General features: G+C 62.2%; 17 protein-coding genes. 12 read left to right on the forward strand and 5 right to left on the reverse strand.

The window, feature by feature from the left end:
• Nucleotides 1-341: 341 nt before the first annotated feature.
• Complete coding sequence (locus ACNKU3_RS03760) at nt 342-2,534, reverse strand: hypothetical protein (protein ID WP_418258081.1); 2,193 nt, start codon at nt 2,532-2,534, stop codon at nt 342-344.
• 290 nt (nt 2,535-2,824) lie between these two features.
• The gene (acnB, locus tag ACNKU3_RS03765; RefSeq protein WP_418258082.1) at nt 2,825-5,440 is read right to left on the reverse strand and encodes a bifunctional aconitate hydratase 2/2-methylisocitrate dehydratase; all 2,616 of its coding nucleotides are present in this window, start codon (nt 5,438-5,440) and stop codon (nt 2,825-2,827) included.
• A 193-nt stretch (nt 5,441-5,633) separates the two neighbouring features.
• Here acnB and ACNKU3_RS03770 point away from each other — a divergent pair, with 193 nt between their 5' ends.
• Both ACNKU3_RS03770 and ACNKU3_RS03775 read left to right on the forward strand, forming a co-directional pair.
• The gene (locus tag ACNKU3_RS03770) at nt 5,634-6,101 is read left to right on the forward strand and encodes a DUF1289 domain-containing protein (protein WP_418258083.1); all 468 of its coding nucleotides are present in this window, start codon (nt 5,634-5,636) and stop codon (nt 6,099-6,101) included.
• Entirely contained in the window at nt 6,101-6,721 is a 621-nt protein-coding gene (locus tag ACNKU3_RS03775; RefSeq protein WP_418258084.1) for a tRNA-(ms[2]io[6]A)-hydroxylase, read from the forward strand. Before ACNKU3_RS03770 ends, ACNKU3_RS03775 begins: the two co-directional genes overlap by 1 nt.
• 54 nt (nt 6,722-6,775) lie before the next feature.
• Here ACNKU3_RS03775 and ACNKU3_RS03780 read toward each other — a convergent pair whose 3' ends face one another.
• Nucleotides 6,776-8,092, reverse strand: coding sequence for a sigma-54 interaction domain-containing protein (locus ACNKU3_RS03780; protein ID WP_418258085.1), 1,317 nt, complete (start codon nt 8,090-8,092; stop codon nt 6,776-6,778).
• A gap of 231 nt (nt 8,093-8,323) precedes the next feature.
• Here ACNKU3_RS03780 and ACNKU3_RS03785 point away from each other — a divergent pair, with 231 nt between their 5' ends.
• The 8 genes from ACNKU3_RS03785 (at nt 8,324) to ACNKU3_RS03820 (ending at nt 16,584) form a co-directional block, all read left to right on the forward strand.
• On the forward strand, nt 8,324-9,676 hold the full coding sequence (locus tag ACNKU3_RS03785; RefSeq protein WP_418258086.1) for a cytochrome ubiquinol oxidase subunit I: 1,353 nt from the start codon (nt 8,324-8,326) through the stop codon (nt 9,674-9,676).
• 3 nt (nt 9,677-9,679) lie between these two features.
• Complete coding sequence (locus tag ACNKU3_RS03790) at nt 9,680-10,672, forward strand: cytochrome d ubiquinol oxidase subunit II (protein ID WP_418258087.1); 993 nt, start codon at nt 9,680-9,682, stop codon at nt 10,670-10,672.
• A gap of 260 nt (nt 10,673-10,932) precedes the next feature.
• Entirely contained in the window at nt 10,933-11,799 is an 867-nt protein-coding gene (locus ACNKU3_RS03795) for an MBL fold metallo-hydrolase (RefSeq protein WP_418259016.1), read from the forward strand.
• Between the two features lie 10 nt (nt 11,800-11,809).
• Entirely contained in the window at nt 11,810-13,474 is a 1,665-nt protein-coding gene (locus tag ACNKU3_RS03800; protein WP_418258088.1) for a TIGR01244 family sulfur transferase, read from the forward strand.
• Nucleotide 13,475: 1 nt separating this feature from the next.
• Entirely contained in the window at nt 13,476-15,233 is a 1,758-nt protein-coding gene (locus tag ACNKU3_RS03805; protein ID WP_418258089.1) for a SulP family inorganic anion transporter, read from the forward strand.
• 27 nt (nt 15,234-15,260) lie between these two features.
• Nucleotides 15,261-15,695 (forward strand): OsmC family protein, encoded by a 435-nt coding sequence (locus tag ACNKU3_RS03810; protein ID WP_418258090.1) that lies wholly within the window; start codon nt 15,261-15,263, stop codon nt 15,693-15,695.
• 16 nt (nt 15,696-15,711) lie between these two features.
• Complete coding sequence (locus ACNKU3_RS03815) at nt 15,712-16,149, forward strand: YeeE/YedE family protein (RefSeq protein ID WP_418258091.1); 438 nt, start codon at nt 15,712-15,714, stop codon at nt 16,147-16,149.
• Between the two features lie 6 nt (nt 16,150-16,155).
• Nucleotides 16,156-16,584: a DUF6691 family protein gene (locus ACNKU3_RS03820; RefSeq protein WP_418258092.1), complete on the forward strand. Its 429-nt coding sequence runs from the start codon at nt 16,156-16,158 to the stop codon at nt 16,582-16,584.
• Between the two features lie 358 nt (nt 16,585-16,942).
• On the opposite strand, the gene ACNKU3_RS03825 is transcribed toward ACNKU3_RS03820, so the two are convergent.
• Nucleotides 16,943-17,653 (reverse strand): UDP-2,3-diacylglucosamine diphosphatase, encoded by a 711-nt coding sequence (locus ACNKU3_RS03825; RefSeq protein WP_418258093.1) that lies wholly within the window; start codon nt 17,651-17,653, stop codon nt 16,943-16,945.
• Nucleotides 17,654-18,151, reverse strand: coding sequence for a peptidylprolyl isomerase (locus tag ACNKU3_RS03830; RefSeq protein WP_418258094.1), 498 nt, complete (start codon nt 18,149-18,151; stop codon nt 17,654-17,656). It abuts the gene before it with no gap.
• 177 nt (nt 18,152-18,328) lie between these two features.
• On the opposite strand from ACNKU3_RS03830, the gene ACNKU3_RS03835 reads away from it, so the two are divergent.
• A complete protein-coding gene (locus tag ACNKU3_RS03835; RefSeq protein WP_418258095.1) occupies nt 18,329-19,993 on the forward strand; it encodes a glutamine--tRNA ligase/YqeY domain fusion protein in 1,665 nt (554 codons plus the stop codon).
• A gap of 4 nt (nt 19,994-19,997) precedes the next feature.
• Nucleotides 19,998-21,389 (forward strand): cysteine--tRNA ligase, encoded by a 1,392-nt coding sequence (gene cysS, locus ACNKU3_RS03840; protein WP_418258096.1) that lies wholly within the window; start codon nt 19,998-20,000, stop codon nt 21,387-21,389.
• The last annotated feature ends 52 nt before the right edge of the window (nt 21,390-21,441 follow it).

Genomic DNA, 21,441 nt, shown 5'->3' on the forward strand with positions numbered 1-21,441 from the left:
CCCCTTTATTCCAGAATCTTCAGGAAATCAAATGTGGCCGAAAAGGGCTCTGACCCCTTTATCCTTATGCTGTTGCACTTGCAACTAGAATCTAAGCTGACCCCTTTATTCACGCTTTAGACAATAACTCCGATGCTGGGGTTTATAACGACCGCAACAAATTCAATCTGGTGTATCGTGCGATCTGAACGGACTGGTGAATGACTGATGCGGCCCGAATTGAGGCATTCACGATAAGGTAAAAGGGTCCAGGGCCCTTTTATGAATAAATTTGATCTAGTATGAAAGATCGCAAGAACATCCATCATTTGCGGCCAAAAAGGGCTGAACCCTTTATCCGGTCAAACAAGCCCGTCAGCGAGAGTCCTATCGTAGCGTTTATATCGGTCTGTCTTGAGTTTGTCCGACAGTTCGGACATTAGTGCCGTTATTCTTCCTGGCTCATACTCTTTCCATTCTTTAACTGATCTCATGACCTTGTGAAATACGTCGTCCCTTAATCGATGTCCCAGTTGCACCCCAAACACACTTGGGAAAATTCCGTGAAAACTGTTTCTCACGTCATCACACGTTGGAGACAGTGCGAGGAAATTAAGCAAAAACTCAGGCCTCATAATATATTGGGATCTTCGGTCTCTAATGATTTCAGTGGTATGTTTGAGAACTTTTGACTGATTGGTCATCCACCAAGTACGCAAGCCGTACTCAGACGCAGATGCGTGTTCTTTGTTTTTTGATCGCAATCCGTAAATTCCATGAACAAAAAGCGCGGTATTGTATGCAAGTTGTTGATTTTCTTTCGCGTCGGCCTCCAAAAGCTTTTCGGCTAGGCTGTTAACCTTTGTCAGTTCGCATACTTCTTCAAGCTCCGCATTTTCTACAAAAGATAGTCCAAACTCAGATGACAAATAATTTCTTATTTCGTCTCTGCCTTTCTGGCTCTGTATGTTTTCGTATGTTACAAACTGGCCAAGAAAAGATTTCCAGCCACTTATCTTTCCTTCATATTTGGCGTAAAAATACGACCGAATCAAAATTTTATCTGAGTTTCTAGCGATCTCTCTCGTTATGTAGGGTTCCATTTCTGAGAAGTAGTTTATAAACTCAAAGTAAGTTCCCCGGATGTGTGTGTATACCTCATCGAGAACGCATTCCGAAAAAAACAACTTGATACCACAGTCCTTAGCCATTCTTAATAGGTTTCTGGCAGCCTGGTCTTCTTTGTCTAGAAACCTTTCCGATAGGGCCTTTACAAGGATATCTGTACCCACATAAATTCTGAAATTCGCGGTCATCGTACTAAAATATTCCATTATTTTTGGTTCTGCTTGTAGTGTGAATAATAGTACGTAGGTGCGTGATAAGTTCGCGAGGTAATCTCTTTGCTTTGCCGACCCTTGATAGAATACCTTACGAATAACCTCCTCTATAATTTCTCGATATTCCTCTCGATTTCCATTGCCAATATTTGACGTTTCTAGGACGTTGTCGATACAGTCTGAAACTATTGGGGGTGCTTCGATTTCACTATCAGAGCTAAGAAAATGTGAAAATAGTAGGCCTTGCTTTTCAAATATTTTATGGATTACATCGCATGCCAATTCAGCGATTTTTTGATAAGCGCCCTCATCTTCGTCGAACAGGCCTCCCGCAATTAGCTTCAGTTCATCTATGAACTGCGTTCCTAGGTCTTGATCAATGACGTTCTCATCCGCAATAATTTTACGAGTTTCGAACGGCAGACAGTATTTATTGCTTTTTTTGTACCAGCGAATTTCACGACCATCTCCATCTTTATTTCGCAGTGTTTTTATGCGTCCTCTCAGGTGCCCTTTTATAATCCGAGAAGACCACGGGAAAGTGCTAAAAATCTTCTCGGCTATTTCTTCCTCAGTTAAGAAGATGTCGTTGTCAGGGTCGGTTTCAGATAGTGCCCAAAGTATTAGTGTGTCTGTAAGGGAATGAACCAACTTCCTGTCGCCAAGTCGATTCGTGACCTCATGTTGAAGAAAAACGTAAGCGGCGGGGTTCTGGACATGAGGCGAATGCGGATGTCGAACATCAGTGGCGAGATTATTCAGAAACTGCGTATATATGGATAGGTGGTTGTTGAATGCAGCGACAGTCCCATTCGTGTCGTTGGCGTGACTGAGCAAATATTTTCTATCACGTATTTTTACAAATACGCCTAGTTCATCAGTTAACTTGTCTTCGTCTGAGTCGATGTGAGGGATGGTTCTGGATGAGAGGTAATACAAAGTTTTAACATTTCTACCTACTTCTCTTAGTCTATCGACAGTTCGTCTAATTTTTTCTCTGTGATTTTCTTGCCGCGTGAATTGGTAAAAAATTCGGTCATCACCACATTCGAAAATTCCGTCTGCGCCGCCATCGCCTATGCCGCCTACAGGAACAAAATTCTTTCCTTCAAGTACAGATAAAAGATCTTGGCAATATCGTTCAAATACAAACCCATCTACTCGCTCAAGGGCAATCTTCAGTAACTCTGGGTGGATCGAAGATGTCTGGTTCACAAAATATATCCTTGTGTGGATTCCATCAAACTGATTTTGGGGTCGCTATCCATCGCCTGTCGAATAGAGAAAATTTTCACGGCAGCTCAATTTTCGGAGTTTAGCAACTAAGTTTACTTCCTCAATAGCAATTTTTAGTCGGCCACTGCTGGCTTACTTGACCGCCTTAGTAGTTAGCGCAAGTAAACGCCGAGTTTGAGCGATGAATTCACGAAAAATTCGTGCACAAAAAAGCCCCACACCTCGCGGTGCAGGGCTCTTAAAAAAGTCTAGCTGAGGTCAGCTAAGATTCAAGCACTAAGCTCCGTAATCTCCACAGCCGCAATCCGCTTCCCTTCTTCAGCACTCTTCTGGAACTCCACAATCTGGTCAAAGTTCATATAGCGATAAATCTCCGAACTCATCGCATCCAGGTTCTTCGCGTACTCCATGTACTCCGCCGGAGTCGGCAGCTTACCAACAATCGCACCCACCGCAGCCAGCTCGGCTGAAGTCAGGTACACATTGGCGCCGTCGCCCAAACGGTTGGGGAAGTTACGGGTCGAGGTCGAAAGCACAGTGCTGTTCGCCGCCACACGCGCCTGGTTACCCATACACAGTGAGCAACCGGGCATCTCGGTGCGCGCGCCGGCGCGGCCGAAGATGTTGAAGTAGCCTTCTTCCATCAGCAGGTGCTCGTCCATCCGCGTGGGCGGGGAGATCCACATGCGGGTGGTGATGCTGCCCTTGTGCTGGTCCAGCAGTTTGCCGGCGGCGCGGAAGTGGCCGATGTTGGTCATGCAGGAGCCGATGAAGACTTCGTCAACCTTGTCGCCGGCCACTTCGGAGAGCAGCTTGGCGTCGTCCGGGTCGTTGGGGCAGCAGACGATGGGCTCGTTCACTTCCGCCAGGTCGATCTCGATGACGGCGGCGTATTCGGCGTCGGCGTCGGCTTCCATCAGTTCCGGGTTGGCCAGCCACTCTTCCATCTTGCGCGCGCGGCGCTCGAGGGTGCGCGGGTCGCCGTAGCCCTCGGCGATCATGCTGCGCAGCAGCACGATGTTGGAGCGCAGGTACTCGGCGATGGCGGCTTCCGGCAGCTTGATGGTACAGCCGGCGGCGGAGCGCTCGGCGGAGGCGTCGGAAAGTTCGAAGGCCTGCTCGACGGTCAGGTTGTCGAGGCCTTCGATTTCCAGCACACGGCCGGAGAAGATGTTCTTCTTGCCTTTCTTCTCGACGGTCAGCAGGCCCTGCTGGATGGCGTAGTAGGGGATGGCATGCACGAGGTCACGCAGGGTGATGCCCGGCTGCATTTCGCCCTTGAAGCGCACCAGTACGGATTCCGGCATGTCCAGCGGCATCACGCCGGTGGCGGCGGCGAAGGCCACCAGTCCGGAGCCCGCGGGGAAGGAGATGCCCATCGGGAAGCGGGTGTGGGAGTCGCCGCCGGTACCGACTGTGTCGGGCAGCAGCATGCGGTTCAGCCAGCTGTGGATGATGCCGTCGCCCGGGCGCAGGGAAACACCGCCGCGGGTCATGATGAAGTCCGGCAGGGTGTGCTGGGTGTCGATGTCCACGGGCTTGGGGTAGGCCGCGGTGTGGCAGAAGGACTGCATGGTCAGGTCGGCGGAGAAGCCGAGGCAGGCCAAGTCTTTCAGTTCGTCGCGGGTCATCGGGCCGGTGGTGTCCTGGGAGCCGACGGTGGTCATCTTCGGTTCGCAGTAGGTGCCGGGGCGGATGCCCTCGACGCCGCAGGCCTTGCCGACCATCTTCTGCGCCAGGGTGTAGCCCTTGCCGGTGTCGGCGGGCTGTTCCGGGGTGCGGAAGAGGGTGGAGACGGGCAGGCCGAGCGCTTCGCGGGCCTTGGTGGTCAGGCCGCGGCCGATGATCAGGTTGATGCGGCCGCCGGCGCGGACTTCGTCGAGCAGCACATCAGATTTGAGTTCGAATTCGGAGATGGTCTCGCCGGCTTCGTTGAGGATTTTGCCGTCGTAGGGGCGGATCTCGATCACGTCGCCCATATTCAGGTCGTCGACGGGGGCTTCGAAGACCAGCGCGCCGGCGTCTTCCATGGTGTTGTAGAAGATGGGGGCAACCTTGCCGCCGATGCAGATGCCGCCGCCTTTCTTGTTGGGCACGCCGGGCATGTCGTCGCCGAAGAACCACAGCACGGAGTTGGTGGCGGATTTACGCGAGGAGCCGGTGCCGACCACGTCGCCGACGAAGGCTACTGGAAGACCCTTGGCCTGGATCTCGGCGATCTGCTTCATCGGGCCGGTCACGCCGTGCTCTTCCGGGGTGAGGCCGTCGCGGGTCATCTTGTACATGGCCAGGGCGTGCAGGGGGATGTCGGGGCGGCTCCATGCATCGGGAGCGGGGGAGAGGTCGTCGGTGTTAGTTTCACCGGTGACCTTGAATACGGATACCTTGATGGACTCGGGCACGTCGTCGCGCGAGGTGAACCACTCGCCCTCGGCCCAGGATTCCATCACGGCTTTCGCGTTGGCGTTGCCGGCCTTGGCCAGTTCGTCCACATCGTGGAAGGCGTCGAACATCAGCAGGGTGTGCTTGAGCTCTTCGGCAGCCAGGGCGCCGAGGTCGGCGTCTTCCAGCAGGCTGACCAGGGTCTCGATGTTGTAACCGCCGTGCATGTTGCCGAGCAGTTTCACTGCGGCGGGCTTGTCGATCAGCGGGGAAGTGGCTTCGCCCTTGACGATGGCGGAGAGGAAGCCCGCTTTGACGTAGGCGGCTTCGTCCACGCCCGGGGGTACGCGGTCGGTGATCAGTTCCAGCAGGGTGGCTTCTTCACCGGCGGGAGGGTTCTTCAGCAGCTCTACCAGGCCGGCAACCTGCTCCGCGTTCAGCGGCTTCGGGGGGATGTTCTGTGCGGCCCGTTCGGCCACGTGTTCACGATATGCGTCAAGCACAGTTAGAGCTCCTTTGCGTAATCTGGGGCGGCGCAGGCGGGGGAGGGCCGGCGCGGAAAACCAGTAGAAGGTGTAAAACCGGTCAAGGATTATAGCGGATACCGCTTGTCAGATAAATGAACAGAGGGCTTATACCGTGCATTCAACTGGCTGATACCGTACACTGCCGGGCCAGTGATTTTCCCCCTGCCGCATGCTCGACGACCTTGTAAAAACGCCCTGTATCGGTGTCTGTTCCACGGGCATCGGCGATACCGTGTGCCGTGGCTGCAAGCGCTTCCAGCACGAGGTCATCCACTGGAACGGCTACACCCCGGAGCAGAAGCGCATCATCGACGAGCGCCTGGCCGGCTTCCTGTCCCAGTGCGTCAGCAACCGGCTGCGGGTGCTGGACAAGGCCCTGCTGCGCTGGCAGCTGCAGGTGCAGAACGTGCGCTTCACCGCCCGCCACGACGAGTACTGCTGGCTGTTCAGCCTGCTGAAGGCCGGGGCGGGGCAGATCGACCAGCCGCGGGACTTCGGCTTCGAGGTGGATATGGCCTTCCGCGAGGTGCCGCTCACCGAACTGCGCGACCAGATCGACGCCGAGTTCTACACCCTGTCCCAGGCCCACTACGACCGCTACATCGCCATGCCCGACCTGTTTGGAGGCGCCGACTGATGGGAAAACCCGTCGACCTCACCCCGATCCGCGAATTCCTGCCCTGCGCCACACCCCGCGCCTGGGTGGACTGGGCGCTGGAAAACCCCGAGTTGCTGCTGATCGACCACGCCAACTGCGAGAAAAAGGCCGCCTCCACCGCCCTGAACCTGATGTACCGCTACGTGGAGCACCACCAGCTGCTGCACAAGCTCTCCCGCCTGGCGCGGGAGGAGCTGCGCCACTTCGAGCAGGTGATCGCGCTGATGAAAAAGCGCGGCATCGACTACCCGCAGATCAGCGCCGCCCGCTACGCCGGCGGCCTGCGCAAGGCGGCGCGGGACGGCGAGCCGGGGCGGCTGGTGGATACGCTGATCTGCGGGGCAATTATCGAGGCGCGTTCATGTGAGCGGTTTGCTGCGCTGGCGCCGGAGCTGGATGCCGAGCTGCGCGAGTTCTACGAATCCCTGCTGAAATCCGAATCCCGGCACTTCCTCGACTACCTGAAGCTGGCGGAGCAGTTGAGTTCAGCGCAGGAGGTGGCGCAGCGCCTGCCGGTGTTCCTGGCGGTCGAGCAGGAGCTGATCGAATCCCCCGATACCGAGTTCCGCTTCCACTCCGGGGTGCCCGCCGCCGCGTGATACCGGGCGCCTGCGCCGCCGGCCCGGCGTATTGCCGGGCGGGGGCACCCGCGCTTAATCCTGAGTGTCCGCCGAACCTTCCAGCTTGCGATACAGCGAACGCACGCTGATGCCGGCAATCTCCGCCGCTTTTGCCTTGTCGCCGCCGCAGTGGGCCAACAGGCGCTGCAGGTAGTCCCGTTCCTGGGTCGGCAGGTCCACCCAGTTCTCCTCTACTGTGTTCACCGTTGCCTGCCGCTGCGGCTCCAGGCAGTGCTCCAGCACCTGCGCGTCGATGACGTTGGAGCGGGCGAAGATGATCGCCCGCTCCATCACGTTGCGCAGTTCCCGGGAGTTGCCTGGGAAGTGCTCCGCCTGCAGGCGCTTGATGGCCGAGTCGGTCAGGTGGTACTTGCCCTCGGGAGACAGTTTCTGCAGCAGGGAGCGGGCGATCAGGGCGATGTCGTCGGGCCGTTCGCGCAGGGGCGGCAGGGTAATGGGGAAGGTGTTCAGGCGGTAGTAGAGGTCCTCGCGGAACTCGCCGGCGGTGACCATCGCCGGCAGGTCCTTGTGGGTGGCGCAGACCAGGCGGAAATCCGCCCGCTTCAGCTGGGTGCTGCCCACCGCGCGGAAGGACCCGGTCTCCAGCAGGCGCAGCAGTTTCACCTGCATGCCCAGGGGCACATCGCCGATCTCGTCGAGGAACAGGGTGCCGCCGTGGGCGTCCTCCAGCAGGCCGGGCTTGTTGTTGGTCGCCCCGGTGAAGGCGCCTTTCACGTGGCCGAACAGTTCGCTCTCGAACAGGGTTTCGGTCAGCCCGGCGCACTCCACGGTGACGAAGTTGTGGTCGGCCCGGCCGCTGGCCTCGTGGATGGCGTTGGCGGCCAGTTCCTTGCCGCTGCCGGATTCGCCCAGCAGCAGCACCGAGGTGTCGTGGGGCGCCACCAGGTTGATCAGCTCCACCAGCCGGTTGAAGGCGGGGCTGCGGCCGACCATGCGCTCGCGGTGGATCTCCGCGCTGGCGATCTTCACCGGCTTCAGTACCTCGATGAAGTAGAGCAGTTCGCCGCTGGCGTCCTTCAGCGGCAGCATCTCCACGTCGATGTGTTCGCGGCCGCGCGGGGTGTTGTGGATGTGCAGCACCCGCTCCTTGTCCTTCGACTGCTTGCAGGCCGCCAGCGGGCAGCTTTCCCCGGCCTGGTCGCAGGGGCGGTCGTAGCCGTGGGAGACGCGGTAGCAGCGCTCGCCCTCGGCGATCTCGCCGAAGTTCTGCTGGTAGCGGCGGTTGCTGGCCAGCACCTCGTAATCCATCGACAGCAGGATGGCGGGGTGCTCGATGCCGGCGAGGAGGGAGGCGAGGTCGAGTTCGGAGACGGGTTCGTTCAGGGTCATGGTGTTTGCCAGTTGTGGCAGGGCTTGTGTCAATTATGGCGTAAATGTTGGTGGTGTGAATACCCAGCGCGCCATGAGGTGGTTTGTAGAATATTTTAAATATAATTAAAACAAATATATAGGAGTTATACTTAAAGCGAATTAAAGGTGGCACGTCCCTTGCGATAGCTCCCCCGATACCACTGCCACACCGTGTGGGTTTGTCACTGGTTTCACGGTTAAGGAGTGAACATGACCATCGATCCCTTCGTGCTGGCGCGCATCCAGTTCGCCGCCAACATCAGTTTCCACATCCTCTTCCCGGCCATCTCCATCGGCCTGGCCTGGCTGCTGCTCTACTTCCGCTGGCGCTACACCCGCAGCGGCGACAAGGCCTGGGAGTACGCCTATTTCTTCTGGGTGAAGATTTTCGCCCTGACCTTCGCCATGGGCGTGGTCTCGGGCATCACCATGAGCTTCCAGTTCGGCACCAACTGGCCGGGCTTCATGGCCAAAGCCGGTAATGTCGCCGGGCCATTGCTCGGCTACGAGGTGCTCAGCGCCTTTTTCCTCGAGGCCTCCTTCCTCGGCATCATGCTCTTCGGCAAGGACCGGGTGTCCAACCGCATGCACATGACCAGCACCTTCCTGGTCGCCTTCGGCACCACGCTCTCGGCCTTCTGGATCCTCAGCCTGAACTCCTGGATGCAGACCCCCGCGGGCTACCGCATCGAGGACGGCGTGGTGATGGTGAACAGCTGGTGGGAGGTGATCTTCAATCCGTCCTTCCCCTACCGCATGGCGCACATGCTGGCGGCCTCGCTGCTCACCAGCGCCTTCCTGATCGCCGGGGTCAGCGCCTGGCGGGCGCTGAAGAATGTCGACGGTCCCGCCACCTGGAAGGTGATGCGCACCGGCGTCGTGCTGGCGGCGGTGATGGCGCCGCTGCAGATCTTCATCGGCGACCTGCACGGCCTGAACACCCTGGAGCACCAGCCGGCCAAGGTCGCCGCGATGGAAGCGGTGTGGGAGACCGAGCAGGGCGCGCCGTTTACCGCGATAGCCTTTCCCGACGAGGCCACGCGCACTAACCGTTTCGCGGTGGAAATCCCCTACGCCGCCAGCCTCATCCTCACCCACGAGGCGCAAGGCGAGGTGCTGGGCCTGAACGAATTCGAGGGCAAACACCCGCCGGTGGCGGTGGTGTTCTGGTCCTTCCGGGTGATGCTGGCGATGGGCGTGCTGATGCTGCTGGTCGGCTGGTGGGCCGCCTGGGAGATGCGCGGCAAACGCCCGGCGGGGCGGCCGCTGCTGCGGGCGCTGTCCTGGATGACCTTTTCCGGCTGGGTGGCGGTGCTCGCCGGCTGGTATGTCACCGAGATCGGCCGCCAGCCGTGGATTGTCGACGGGGTGCTGACGGTCAGGGACGTGGTGGCCGACCACAGCAGCGCGACCATGGCCGGCACCCTGTTCGGCTACGTGCTGCTCTACCTGTTCCTGCTGGCGTCCTATATCGGCGCGCTGCGCTACCTGTCCACCAAACCGGCGGCGTCGCTGGCCCTCGGGCCGGTGGCATTCGCCACCACCAAGACTGCGGAGGCCTGAGCCATGGACTACTGGTTACCGATTATCTACATGGCGGCCATGGGCCTGGCCCTGCTGATCTACGTCATCCTCGACGGCTACGACCTCGGCGTGGGCATGCTGCTGCCGCTGGCGGAGGAGGACGAGAAGGACGTGATGGTGGCGTCCATCGGCCCCTTCTGGGACGCCAACGAAACCTGGATCGTGCTCGGCGTCGGCATCCTGCTGATCGCCTTCCCGCTGGCCCACGGCATCGTGCTCACCAGCCTCTACCTGCCGGTGACCATCATGCTGATGGGGCTGATCCTGCGCGGGGTGGCCTTCGACCTGCGGGTGAAGGCGGGGGACCACCACCGGGGGCGCTGGAACCGGGCGTTCTTCCTCGGTTCGCTGATTGCCTCGGCGGCCCAGGGCTGGATGCTGGGGGCCTACGTCACCGGCCTGCAGACCACCCCGACCAGCCTGCTGTTCGCGGTGCTGATCGCCCTGACCCTGCCGGCGCTCTACCTGGTACTGGGCTGCGGCTGGCTGGTGATCAAGACCGAGGGCGTGCTGCAGCGCAAGACCCTCGGCTGGGCGCGGGTGGCGGTGTGGCCGATGGGGCTGGGCCTGCTGCTGGTGTCCATCGCCACGCCGCTGGTCAGCGCCAGCATCGCGCAGAAGTGGTTCAGCTGGCCCGGCTTCCTCTACCTGGCGCCGATCCCGCTGGTCTGCGCGCTGGCCTTCGCCGCCATCCTGCTGATGCTGCGGCGCGACGGCTGGGCGGCCGGCAGCCGCAGCTGGTGGCTCTACGGGGCGGTGGTGCTGATCTGCGTGATGGCCAGCATCGGCCTCGGCTACAGCCTGTTCCCCCACGTCATCATCGACCGCATGACCATCTGGGAGGCGGCGGCCGCCACGGATTCGCTGCTGTTCACCCTGTTCGGGGTGGTGCTGACGCTGCCGGTGATTATCGTCTATACCATATTCGTGTACCGGATCTTCCACGGCAAGGCGACGGCCCTGAGCTACGAGTAGCATTGCTCCGCGCCCTGCCAGATTTGGCAATTGATCTGTCAAATCTGGCGGGGCAGGGGCTTCCCGAGAGCATGCTACTTCCTGCGCTCTAGGTAAATATTAATTAAAAACAGTTAGTTACGAAGAAAACCAAAACTGGCACGAAAAACGCAATACAAGCAAGAGAGTCGTAATGCCAACGCTGCCACGCCCGGTGACTGACCGTGCGCCGTCGTTATCAAGAGGAACCAGACATGGCCGACATTCCCTTCGCGGTTGACCTGACCAGCAAGCCGGAAGTGATCCCGTTCTTTGACGAGGACACCAACACCTTTTCCTACGTGGTCCGGGACCCGGCCTCCAGCGCCTGCGCGGTGGTGGATTCGGTGATGGAGATCGACTACGCCGCGGGCCGCCTGAGCCTGGCCGGCGCGGACAAGATCATCGACTACATCCGCCAGCACAAGCTGGAGCTGCAGTGGCACATCGAGACCCACGTCCACGCCGACCACCTGTCCGCCGCGCCCTACATCCAGGAAAAACTCGGCGGCAAAATCGGCATTGGCGAGCACATCGTCACCGTGCAGGAGACCTTCGGCAAGATCTTCAACGCCGGCACGGAATTCGCCCGCGACGGCTCCCAGTTCGACCACCTGTTCACCGACGGCGAGCAGTACATGATCGGCAGCCTGGTCTGCCATGCCCTCTACACCCCGGGGCATACCCCGGCCTGTATGAGCCACGTGATCGGCGATGCCTGTTTTGTCGGCGACACCCTGTTCATGCCCGACGGCGGCACCGCCCGGGCGGACTTCCCCGGCGGCGACGCCGGCGTCCTCTACCAGTCGATCCAGCGGCTGCTTTCCCTGCCGGAAGCCACCCGCCTGTTCATGTGCCACGACTACATGCCCAACGGCCGCGAGGTGGAGTACGAGACGACGGTCGCCGCGGAGAAAGCGACCAACGTGCACGTGCACACCGGGGTCAGCGAGGCGGATTTCGTCGCCATGCGCGAGGCCCGCGACGCCACCCTTGGCATGCCCCGGCTGATCCTGCCCTCGCTGCAGGTGAACATGCGCGCCGGCCACCTGCCGGAGCCGGAAGGCAACGATGTGGTCTACCTGAAACTGCCGATCAACCTGCTGTAAGGAGCGCGCGATGGATATCAAACGACTCGACGAAACCCTGTCCGTCGCCGGCCAGATCAGCCCCGACGATGTCATCGAACTGGCGAAGCAGGGCATCAAAACCCTGATCTGCAACCGGCCCGACGGGGAGGGCGGCGACCAGCCCGGCTTCCAGGAAATCGCCCGCGCCGCGCAGGCGCTGGGTATCACCTGTCACTACCTGCCGGTGGTTTCCGGCAAGGTCCAGGATGCAGAGGCGGAGCAGTTCGGCCAGTTGCTGGAGGCGGCGGAAGGGCAGGTGCTCGCCTACTGCCGCAGCGGCATGCGCTCGACCAGCCTGTGGGCCCTGTATGAAGGCCGCCGCAAGCCGGTGGCGGATATCGCCAGCGCGGCGCGCAGGGCGGGTTACGACATGAGCGGCATCGCGGCGCGGATCAGCGGCCAGGCCGCCGGCAGCGCCGAGCAGCTGGCCAGCTACGACGTGCTGATCGTCGGCGGCGGCGCGGCGGGCATCGCCACCGCGGCGAGCCTGCGCAAGCGCGACGAATACCTGTCCATCGGCATCATCGACCCGGCGGACGTGCACTACTACCAGCCGGGCTGGACGCTGGTCGGCGCCGGGGTGTTCAAGCCCCAGGAAACCGCCCGCACCCTGGCTTCGCTGATTCCCCGCGGGGTGGACTGGATCAAGGCCGCGGTGGCGGCCTTCGACCCGGAACGCAACGTGGTGGTGCTCGAGGGCTGCCGCCTGATCGGCTATCGCCGGCTGGTGGTGGCACCGGGGCTGAAGCTCAACTGGGAGGGCGTCGAGGGGCTGACCGAGACCCTCGGCCAGAACGGCGTGACCTCCAACTACCGCTTCGACCTGGCGCCCTATACCTGGCAGCTGGTGCAGAACCTGCAGAGCGGCCGCGCCCTGTTTACCCAGCCGCCGATGCCGATCAAGTGCGCCGGCGCGCCGCAGAAGGCGATGTACCTCTCCGCGGATTACTGGCTGCGCCAGGGCCGGCTGGCGAATATCGACATCGGCTTCTACAACGCCGGGGCGGTGCTGTTCGGCGTGCCGGACTACGTGCCGGCGCTGATGCAGTACGTGGAAAAATACGACGCCAAGCTCAACTTCAACCACCGCCTGGTGAGAATCGACGGCCCCGGCCGCAAAGCCTGGTTCGAGGCCCCGGCGGGTGAGGGCGAGGTGCAGACCGTGGAGCGCGAGTTCGACATGATCCATGTCGTACCGCCCCAGGTGGCGCCGGACTTCATCCGCGCCAGCACGCTGGCGGATGCCGCCGGCTGGGTGGACGTGGACCAGAACACCCTGCGCCACAAGCAGTTCGACAACATCTGGTCGCTGGGCGACGTGACCAACGCGCCCAACGCCAAGACCGCCGCGGCCGCCCGCAAGCAGGCGCCGGTGGTGGCCAACAACATCATGGCGGACATGGGCCGCGGCGGCGTCGCCCACTACGACGGCTACGGCTCCTGCCCGCTGACGGTGGAGCGCGGCAAGATCGTGCTCGCCGAGTTCGGCTACGGCGGCAAGCTGCTGCCGAGTTTCCCGCGCTGGATTCTCGACGGCACCAGGCCGACCCGTATGGCCTGGCTGATGAAAGAGAAAATCCTGCCGCCGCTGTACTGGCAGGGCATGCTGCGCGGCCGCGAGTGGCTGGCGCAGCCGGTGATCGGGGAAGACTGAATTGGACAAGCTGCAACGCTACCTGCCCATCCTGGCCTGGGGGCGGGAGTACAACCGCACCCTGCTGGCCAGCGACCTGCTGGCGGCGGTGATCGTCACCATCATGCTGATCCCGCAGTCGCTGGCCTATGCCCTGCTGGCGGGCCTGCCCGTGGAGATGGGCCTCTATGCCAGTATCCTGCCGCTGGTCGCCTACGGCATTTTCGGCAGCAGCCGCAGCCTCTCGGTGGGCCCGGTGGCGGTGGTCTCGCTGATGACCGCGACCGCCGCGGGGCAGGTGGCCGAAGCCGGCAGCGTCGGCTACATCGAGGCGGCGTTGCTGATGGCGCTGATGTCCGGCGCCTTCCTGCTGCTGATGGGCGTGTTGCGCATGGGCTTCCTCGCCAACTTCCTGTCGCACCCGGTGATCGCCGGGTTCATCACCGCCTCCGGCCTGATCATCGCGGTCAGCCAGCTGAAGCACCTGTTCGGCGTGCACGCCCACGGCGACAACCTGCTGGAACTGCTGCTCAGCCTCGCCGGGCAGGTGGGCGCGATGAACCCGATCACCTTCGTGCTCGGCGTCACCGTGCTGGTGTTCCTGTTCTGGGTGCGCACTGGCCTGCAGCCCCTGCTGGTGCGCCTCGGCCTGAAGGAATACCCGGCGACACTGCTGGCCAAGACCGGGCCGGTGATCGGGGTGGTGATCACCAGCGTGATCGCCTGGGCCTTCGGCCTGGGCGAGCGCGGCGTGGCGCTGGTCGGCGATGTTCCCAGCGGCCTGCCGGAGCTGGCCCTGCCGGCCCTGTCCCACAGCGACTGGAAGGAGCTGGCGATTTCCGCGGTGTTCATCTCCATCATCGGTTTTGTCGAGTCGGTGTCGGTGGGCCACACGCTGGCTGCCAAGAAACGCCAGAAAATCTCCCCGGACCAGGAGCTGATCGGCCTCGGCGCCGCGAATATCGCCGCCTCGGTCAGCGGCGGCTACCCGGTCACCGGCGGCTTCGCCCGCTCGGTGGTCAATTTTGATGCCGGCGCCGAGACGCCCGCGGCGGGCATGTTCACCGCGGTGGGTATCGCGGTAACCGCGCTGCTGTTCACGCCTTACCTGGCCTTCCTGCCGCAGGCCACGCTGGCCGCCACCATCATCGTGGCGGTGCTCTCGCTGATCGACCTGTCGATCCTCAAGCGCACCTGGCAGTACGGCAAGTCCGAGTTCGTGGCGGTGGCGACCACCATGGTGGCCACGCTCACCCTGGGGGTGGAAACCGGGGTCGCCTGCGGCGTGCTGGCCTCGCTGGCCCTGCACCTGTACAAGACCTCGCGGCCGCACATGGCGGTGGTGGGGGAGGTGCCCGGCACCGAGCACTTCCGCAATATCGACCGCCACCAGGTGCAGACCCACGACACCATCCTCTCCCTGCGGGTGGACGAGAGCCTGTACTTCGCCAACGCCAGCTATATCGAGGACCGCCTCTACGAACTGCTGGCGCAGCGGCCCGCGGTGCGCGACGTGATCCTCATGTGCACCGCGGTGAACGAGATAGACCTCAGCGCGCTGGAGACCCTGGAGTCGATCAACCAGCGGCTGGAGAGCAGCGACATGCGCTTCCACCTCTCCGAGGTGAAGGGGCCGGTGATGGACACCCTGAAGCGCACCCATTTCCTCGACCACCTGAGCGGCGAGGTCTGGCTGACCCAGCACCAGGCGGTGGCATCCATTCTGGGCGCGGGGGAGAATACTCCCGCCGCGGCCGGTAATGGCGCCGCGTCGAACTGACCCCAACCTGAGCAAGGATCGAATCCCATGGAAGAATTGCCCCACACCTACAGCGTCGCGGTCTGCGCGAGCCCCGAAGAACCGGTGTGCGTTACCGCCGAAGATGTGCCGGAACTGGTGGTCGCGCCGCCGAAGCAGTTCGGCGGCAGCGGCGACCAGTGGTCGCCGGAAGAACTGCAGATGAGCGCGCTGGCCAGCTGCTTCGTGATGTCCTTCCGGGCCATTGCCAAGTACAACGAGCTCGACTGGTCGAAGCTGCAGGTCGCCGCGGACGGCCAGCTGGACAAGGTCGAGCGCAAGATGAAGTTCACCGCCATGACCCTCACCGCCCAGCTGACGATCGGCGCGGAGGAAGATGCGGACAAGGCCAGGCGCCTGCTGCAGAAGTCGGAAGAGAGCTGTTTTATTTCCAATTCGCTGAACTGCGAGGTGCACCTCGACAGCGAAGTGATCAGCGGTTGATTGGCGGGAGGCCAGCATGACCATCGTTAACTTCACGCCGGGTGCGGCGCTGCTCGGCGGCGCCCTGATCGGCCTCGCCGCGGCGCTGCTGCTGTGGCTCAACGGCCGCATCGCCGGTATCTCCGGCATCGCCGGCGGCGTCATCTACCCGATAAAAGGGGATCTCGGCTGGCGTGTCCTGTTCGTGCTGGGCCTGGTCCTCGGCGGCTTCCTCTACCAGTGGCTGGGGGCGGGCGCCGGCGTCGCGCATATCGAACCCGTGGTCGGCACGCCCCTGCTGGTCCTCGGCGGCCTGCTGGTGGGTGTCGGCGCCACCGTCGGTTACGGCTGCACCAGCGGCCACGGCATCTGCGGCCTGGCCCGCGGCAGCCAGCGTTCGCTGGTCGCCACGCTGACCTTCATGCTGACGGCGTTTATCACGGTCTTCGTGGTTCGCCACCTGGTGGGGGGCTGATCGACCATGCATCCGCTTCCGCAACTGATTGTCGCCCTGCTGGCCGGTGTCCTGATGGGCCTGGGCCTGTCCGTGGCGCAGATGATCGACCCGGCCAAGGTGGTCAATTTCCTCGATGTCTTCGGCACCTGGGATCCCTCCCTGGCCTTCGTGATGGGCGGTGGCCTGGCGGTCAACGGGCTGGCCACCTGGTTCATCCTGAAGCAGCCCAAGCCGGCCTTCGCGCAGCATTTCCAGTTGCCGCCGTTGACTGCGGTCGATCCCAGGATTGTTCTGGGTGGGGCGGTGTTCGGGATTGGCTGGGGGCTGGCGGGGTATTGTCCGGGGCCGATGATTGTCTCTCTGAGTTTTGCCGACAGTGCCATTGTGACGGTGGTTGGCAGTTACCTGGTGGGGACCTTTGTTACCAGGTGGTGGTTGTCCAAGGCTTCCTAGCTGGAGTTTTGTCCTGATGACGGGGCAGGGAGCGAACTCCTGGGGTTGGCGTTCTTGTGCCGCGCGCGATCCAGCATGTCCCCATGGTATGGCGTTCTTGCGCCGCGCGCGATCCAGCACATCCCCGCCGGGACACGCCAAAAAGCGCACATCCATGTGCAGGCTCGGGTGGCGACGTCCTGTCGCCACACGGTCCCGGCGGGGATGTGCTGGCTCGCACGCTACCCGTGGAGTGAGAGATTCAAACCCGCAGGGCTCCCGCGTCGAGTCAAAACGCCTTCGAGTAAGCGGGAGCCCTGCGGGTTTGAAGCTCGGTGGCAGCGTGCCACAAGTATGAGATAACAGCTATAACCAACTGTTAAATAACAAATTTATGAAGCTTGAAACCACCTGAAGTGATTTCGAGATACCAGCCGTGAGTGTCCCAGTCCCCAAGCACCCAGCGTTCGCCGGAAGTGAGCTGGTGCCACGCCGGCCGGTGTGTGTGACCGTGAATCAGGGTGCTCACACCGTGCTCGAGCATCTCCCGTTCGACCTCCGCAGGGGTGACATCCATGATGTCCTCCGCCTTGTTGGAGTTGGCCTCCTTGCTCATGGCGCGCAACTGGGCGGCCAGGGCGCGGCGTTCGGCCAGCGGGCGGGCGAGGACCTGGGCTTGCCACTGGGGGTCGCGGGCCTGGGTGCGGAAGGCCATGTACTCGGCGTCGCCGGTGCAGAGGCTGTCGCCGTGCATCAGCAGGACGGGGGTGCCGTGGATGTCGACTACCGACGGGTCGGGGAGGAGGGTGCCGGCGGCGCGGGCGCACCAGTCGTCGCCGAGGAGGAAGTCCCGGTTGCCGCGCATGAAGTAGAGGGCGGGGCCGGCTGCGCTGAAGTTGCGGAAGAGGGCGGCGACTTCGGCAGCGAGAGGGGCGTCGTCGTCATCACCGATCCAGGCTTCGAAGAGGTCGCCGAGGACGTAGAGGGTGTCGCAGGTGGTCTGGTTTTGGAGGAAGCCCGCCAGGGCCCGGGTGATGTCGGGTCTGGCGGGGTCCAGGTGCAGGTCGGAGATGAAAAGTGTGCGGGACACTTACTCTTCGTCGACGGTGACCGATTCGATGATGACCGGGTCCGCGGGCACGTCCTGGTGGCCGCCCTTGGAGGTGGTGGGCACAGTGCGGATCTTGTCCAGCACTTCGGAGCCCTCGACGACGCGACCGAATACCGCGTAGCCCCAACCCTGGGCGTTTTTGCCGGTGTGGTTGAGGAAGTCGTTGTCCTTCACGTTGATGAAGAACTGCGCGGTGGCCGAGTGCGGGTCCATGGTGCGGGCCATGGCGATGGTGCCGAAATCGTTCTTCAGGCCGTTGTCCGCTTCGTTCTCGATCGGTGCCTTGGTGCTTTTCTGGCTCATGTCGGTGTCGAAGCCACCGCCCTGGATCATGAAGTTGTTGATGACCCGGTGGAAAATGGTACCGTCGTAAAAGCCGCTGCGCGCGTATTCGAGGAAGTTGGCGACAGTTTTCGGCGCTTTTTCGGCGTCCAGCTCCAATTTGATTTCGCCAAACGTCGTGCGAATGGTGATCATAGATTCATCCCTGTGGGTTAATTCTTGCGGGCCGCACATCATACGGACTTTTGTCCGGCAGGAAAACCGCGGATGCGGCCCGCGGCGGGAAATAAATGGCGGTAGCAATTCGCTTAAAGCGCGGGCGGCAAGGGGCTATAATACGCGCCTTTTTGGGTCCAGGATTTTTCGATTTTCATGCAAGACGCACCGGTCAAGAACTTTCTCCAGGCAATTATCAGCGACGATCTGGCCAGCGGCCGCGTCACCGCGGTCCAGACTCGCTTTCCCCCCGAGCCCAACGGCTACCTGCATATCGGCCACGCCAAGTCCATCAGCGTGAACTTCGGCCTGGCCGAGGCCAACGGCGGCAAGTGCAACCTGCGCTTCGACGACACCAACCCGGAGAAAGAGAGCCAGGAATACATTGAATCCATCCAGGCCGATGTGCGCTGGCTGGGCTACCAGTGGGCCGGCGAGGTCCGCTACGCGTCCTCCTACTTCCAGCAGCTCTACGACTGGGCGGTCTACCTCATCGAGCAGGGCAAGGCCTATGTCTGCGACCTCAATGCCGAGCAGGCCCGGGAATACCGCGGCACCCTGACCGAGGCGGGCCGCAACAGCCCCTTCCGCGAGCGCAGCATCGAGGAAAACCTCGACCTGTTCAGCCGCATGAAGGACGGCGAGTTCGGCGAGGGCGAGAAAGTGCTGCGGGCGAAGATCGACATGGCCTCGCCGAACATGAACATGCGCGACCCGATCCTCTACCGGATCCGCAAGATCGCCCACCACCAGACCGGCACGGACTGGGTGATCTACCCGACCTACGACTACGCCCACGGCCAGGGCGACGCCATCGAGGGGGTGACCCACTCCATCTGTACCCTGGAGTTCGAGGATCACCGCCCGCTCTACGACTGGTTCATCGCCAACCTGCCAGTGCCGGCGCAGCCGCGCCAGTACGAGTTCGGCCGCCTCAACCCCAGCTACACCATCACCAGCAAGCGCAAGCTGAAGCAACTGGTGGACCAGGATTTTGTCAGCGGCTGGGACGACCCGCGCATGCCCACCATCTCCGGCATGCGCCGCCGCGGCTACACCCCGCAGGCCCTGCGCAAGTTCTGCGAGATGATCGGCACCACCCGCTCCGACGGGGTGGTGGATGTGGCGATGCTGGAATTCGCCATCCGCGAGGACCTCAACAACAACGCGCCGCGCGCCATGGCGGTATTGAACCCGCTGAAAGTGGTGCTGACCGACTACCCGGAAGGCCAGGTGGAGACCCTCAGCGCGTCGAACCACCCCAGCCGTGAGGACCTCGGCAGCCGCGAACTGCCCTTTACCCGCGAGCTGTACATCGACGCCGAGGACTTCCGCGAGGAGGCCAACAAGAAGTACAAGCGCCTGGTACTGGGCAAGCGGGTGCGCCTGCGCAATGCCTACGTGATCGAGGCGGACAGCGTGGTCAAGGACGCCGCGGGCAATATCACCGAGATCCACGCCCACACCATCCCCGATACCCTGGGCACCGACCCGGCGGATGGCGTGAAGCCCAAGGGCGTGATCCAGTGGGTCTCCGCCAGCCATGGCGTGCGCGCCGAGGTGCGGGTCTATGACCGCCTGTTCAACCACGAGGCGCCGGACCGCGGCGACGCCGATTTCCTCAGCCACCTGAATCCCGAATCACTCAAGGTGATCGCCGACGCGGTCATCGAACCCTCACTGGCCGCGGCAGCGCCGGAGCAGGGTTTCCAGTTCGAGCGCGAGGGCTACTTCGTGGCGGACCGCTACGACCACAGCGCGCAACAGCCGGTGTTCAACATGACCATCGGCCTGCGCGACACCTGGAACGAAGGGGCCTGACGTCATGGCTAACAGCACCAGCCTGAAGATCTACGACACCATGCGCGGGGAGAAAGTCCCCTTCGAGCCGCTGGTGCCCGGCGAAGTGACCATGTACGTTTGCGGCCCGACGGTCTACAACCTCGCCCACATCGGCAACGCCCGCCCGGTGGTGGTCTTCGATACCCTCTACCGCCTGCTGGAAACCCATTACGACAAGGTGACCTACGCCCGCAATATCACCGACGTGGACGACAAGATCATCGCCGCGGCGCGCGAGGGCAACCGCAGCATCGAATCGGTCACCGACGAGTTCACCGCCAAGTACCGCGAGGACATGGCCGAGCTCAACGCGCTGCCGCCGACGCTGGAACCCCATGCGACGAAAAACATCGATGCGATGATCGAGCTCACCCGCACCCTGGTGGAGAAGGGCCACGCCTACGAATCCCAGGGCCACGTGCTGTTCTCGGTCGAATCGATGGAAGACTACGGCAAGCTGTCCAAGCGCTCGCTGGACGACATGCTGGCCGGCGCGCGGGTGGAAGTGGCCGACTACAAGCGCCACCCCGGCGATTTCGTGCTGTGGAAACCGGCGAAAGAAGGCGAGCCCGGCTGGGACAGCCCCTGGGGCACCGGTCGCCCGGGCTGGCACCTGGAGTGCTCGGCGATGATCCGCGCCCACCTCGGCAAGACCATCGACATCCACGGCGGCGGTCGCGACCTGATCTTCCCCCACCACGAGAACGAGATCGCCCAGAGCCGTTGCGCCCATGGCGAGGACGAGTTCGTGCGCTACTGGATGCACAATGCCTACCTGGACATCGACGGCGAGAAGATGTCCAAGTCCCTCGGCAACTTCCGCACCGTGCGCGAACTGCTCGGCAAGTATCGCGGTGAAGTGCTGCGTTTTGCGCTGCTCTCCGCCCACTACCGCTCGCCGCTGAACTTCTCCGCGGAACTGCTGGAGCAGGCCGAGACCACCCTCAACGGCCTCTACAACACACTGCGGGAAGTGGACGACATCCCCCTGGACGTGGACGTATCGCTGGTGGACGAACCTTTCTACGCCGCGCTCAACGACGACCTCAACACGCCGATTGCCATTGCCGAGATTCACGCCATCGCCCGCGAGTTGAACAAGGCCGACGCGGCAGACAAGCCCCGCCACAAGGCGCGCCTGCTGGCGGCGGGGAGCATGCTGGGCATTCTCGAGCACCACGCGGAAGAGTGGCTGCAGGGCGCCGCTTCAGATGAAGGTATCAGCGCCGAGGAAGTCGAGGCCCTGATCGTCGAGCGCGCCGAGTCCAAGCAGGCGAAGAACTTCGCCCGCGCCGACGAGATTCGCGACGAACTGCTGGCCGCCGGCGTGGTACTGGAGGACTCCCGCGAGGGGACCAAGTGGCGGCGCGCCTGAGGCGCTGATCACCGTCCGCTTTCCGGTGTCTGCGCCGGTACATGACCCGGCG

This window comes from Haliea sp. E17 (genome assembly GCF_048323675.1).
Taxonomy (GTDB): domain Bacteria; phylum Pseudomonadota; class Gammaproteobacteria; order Pseudomonadales; family Halieaceae; genus Mangrovimicrobium.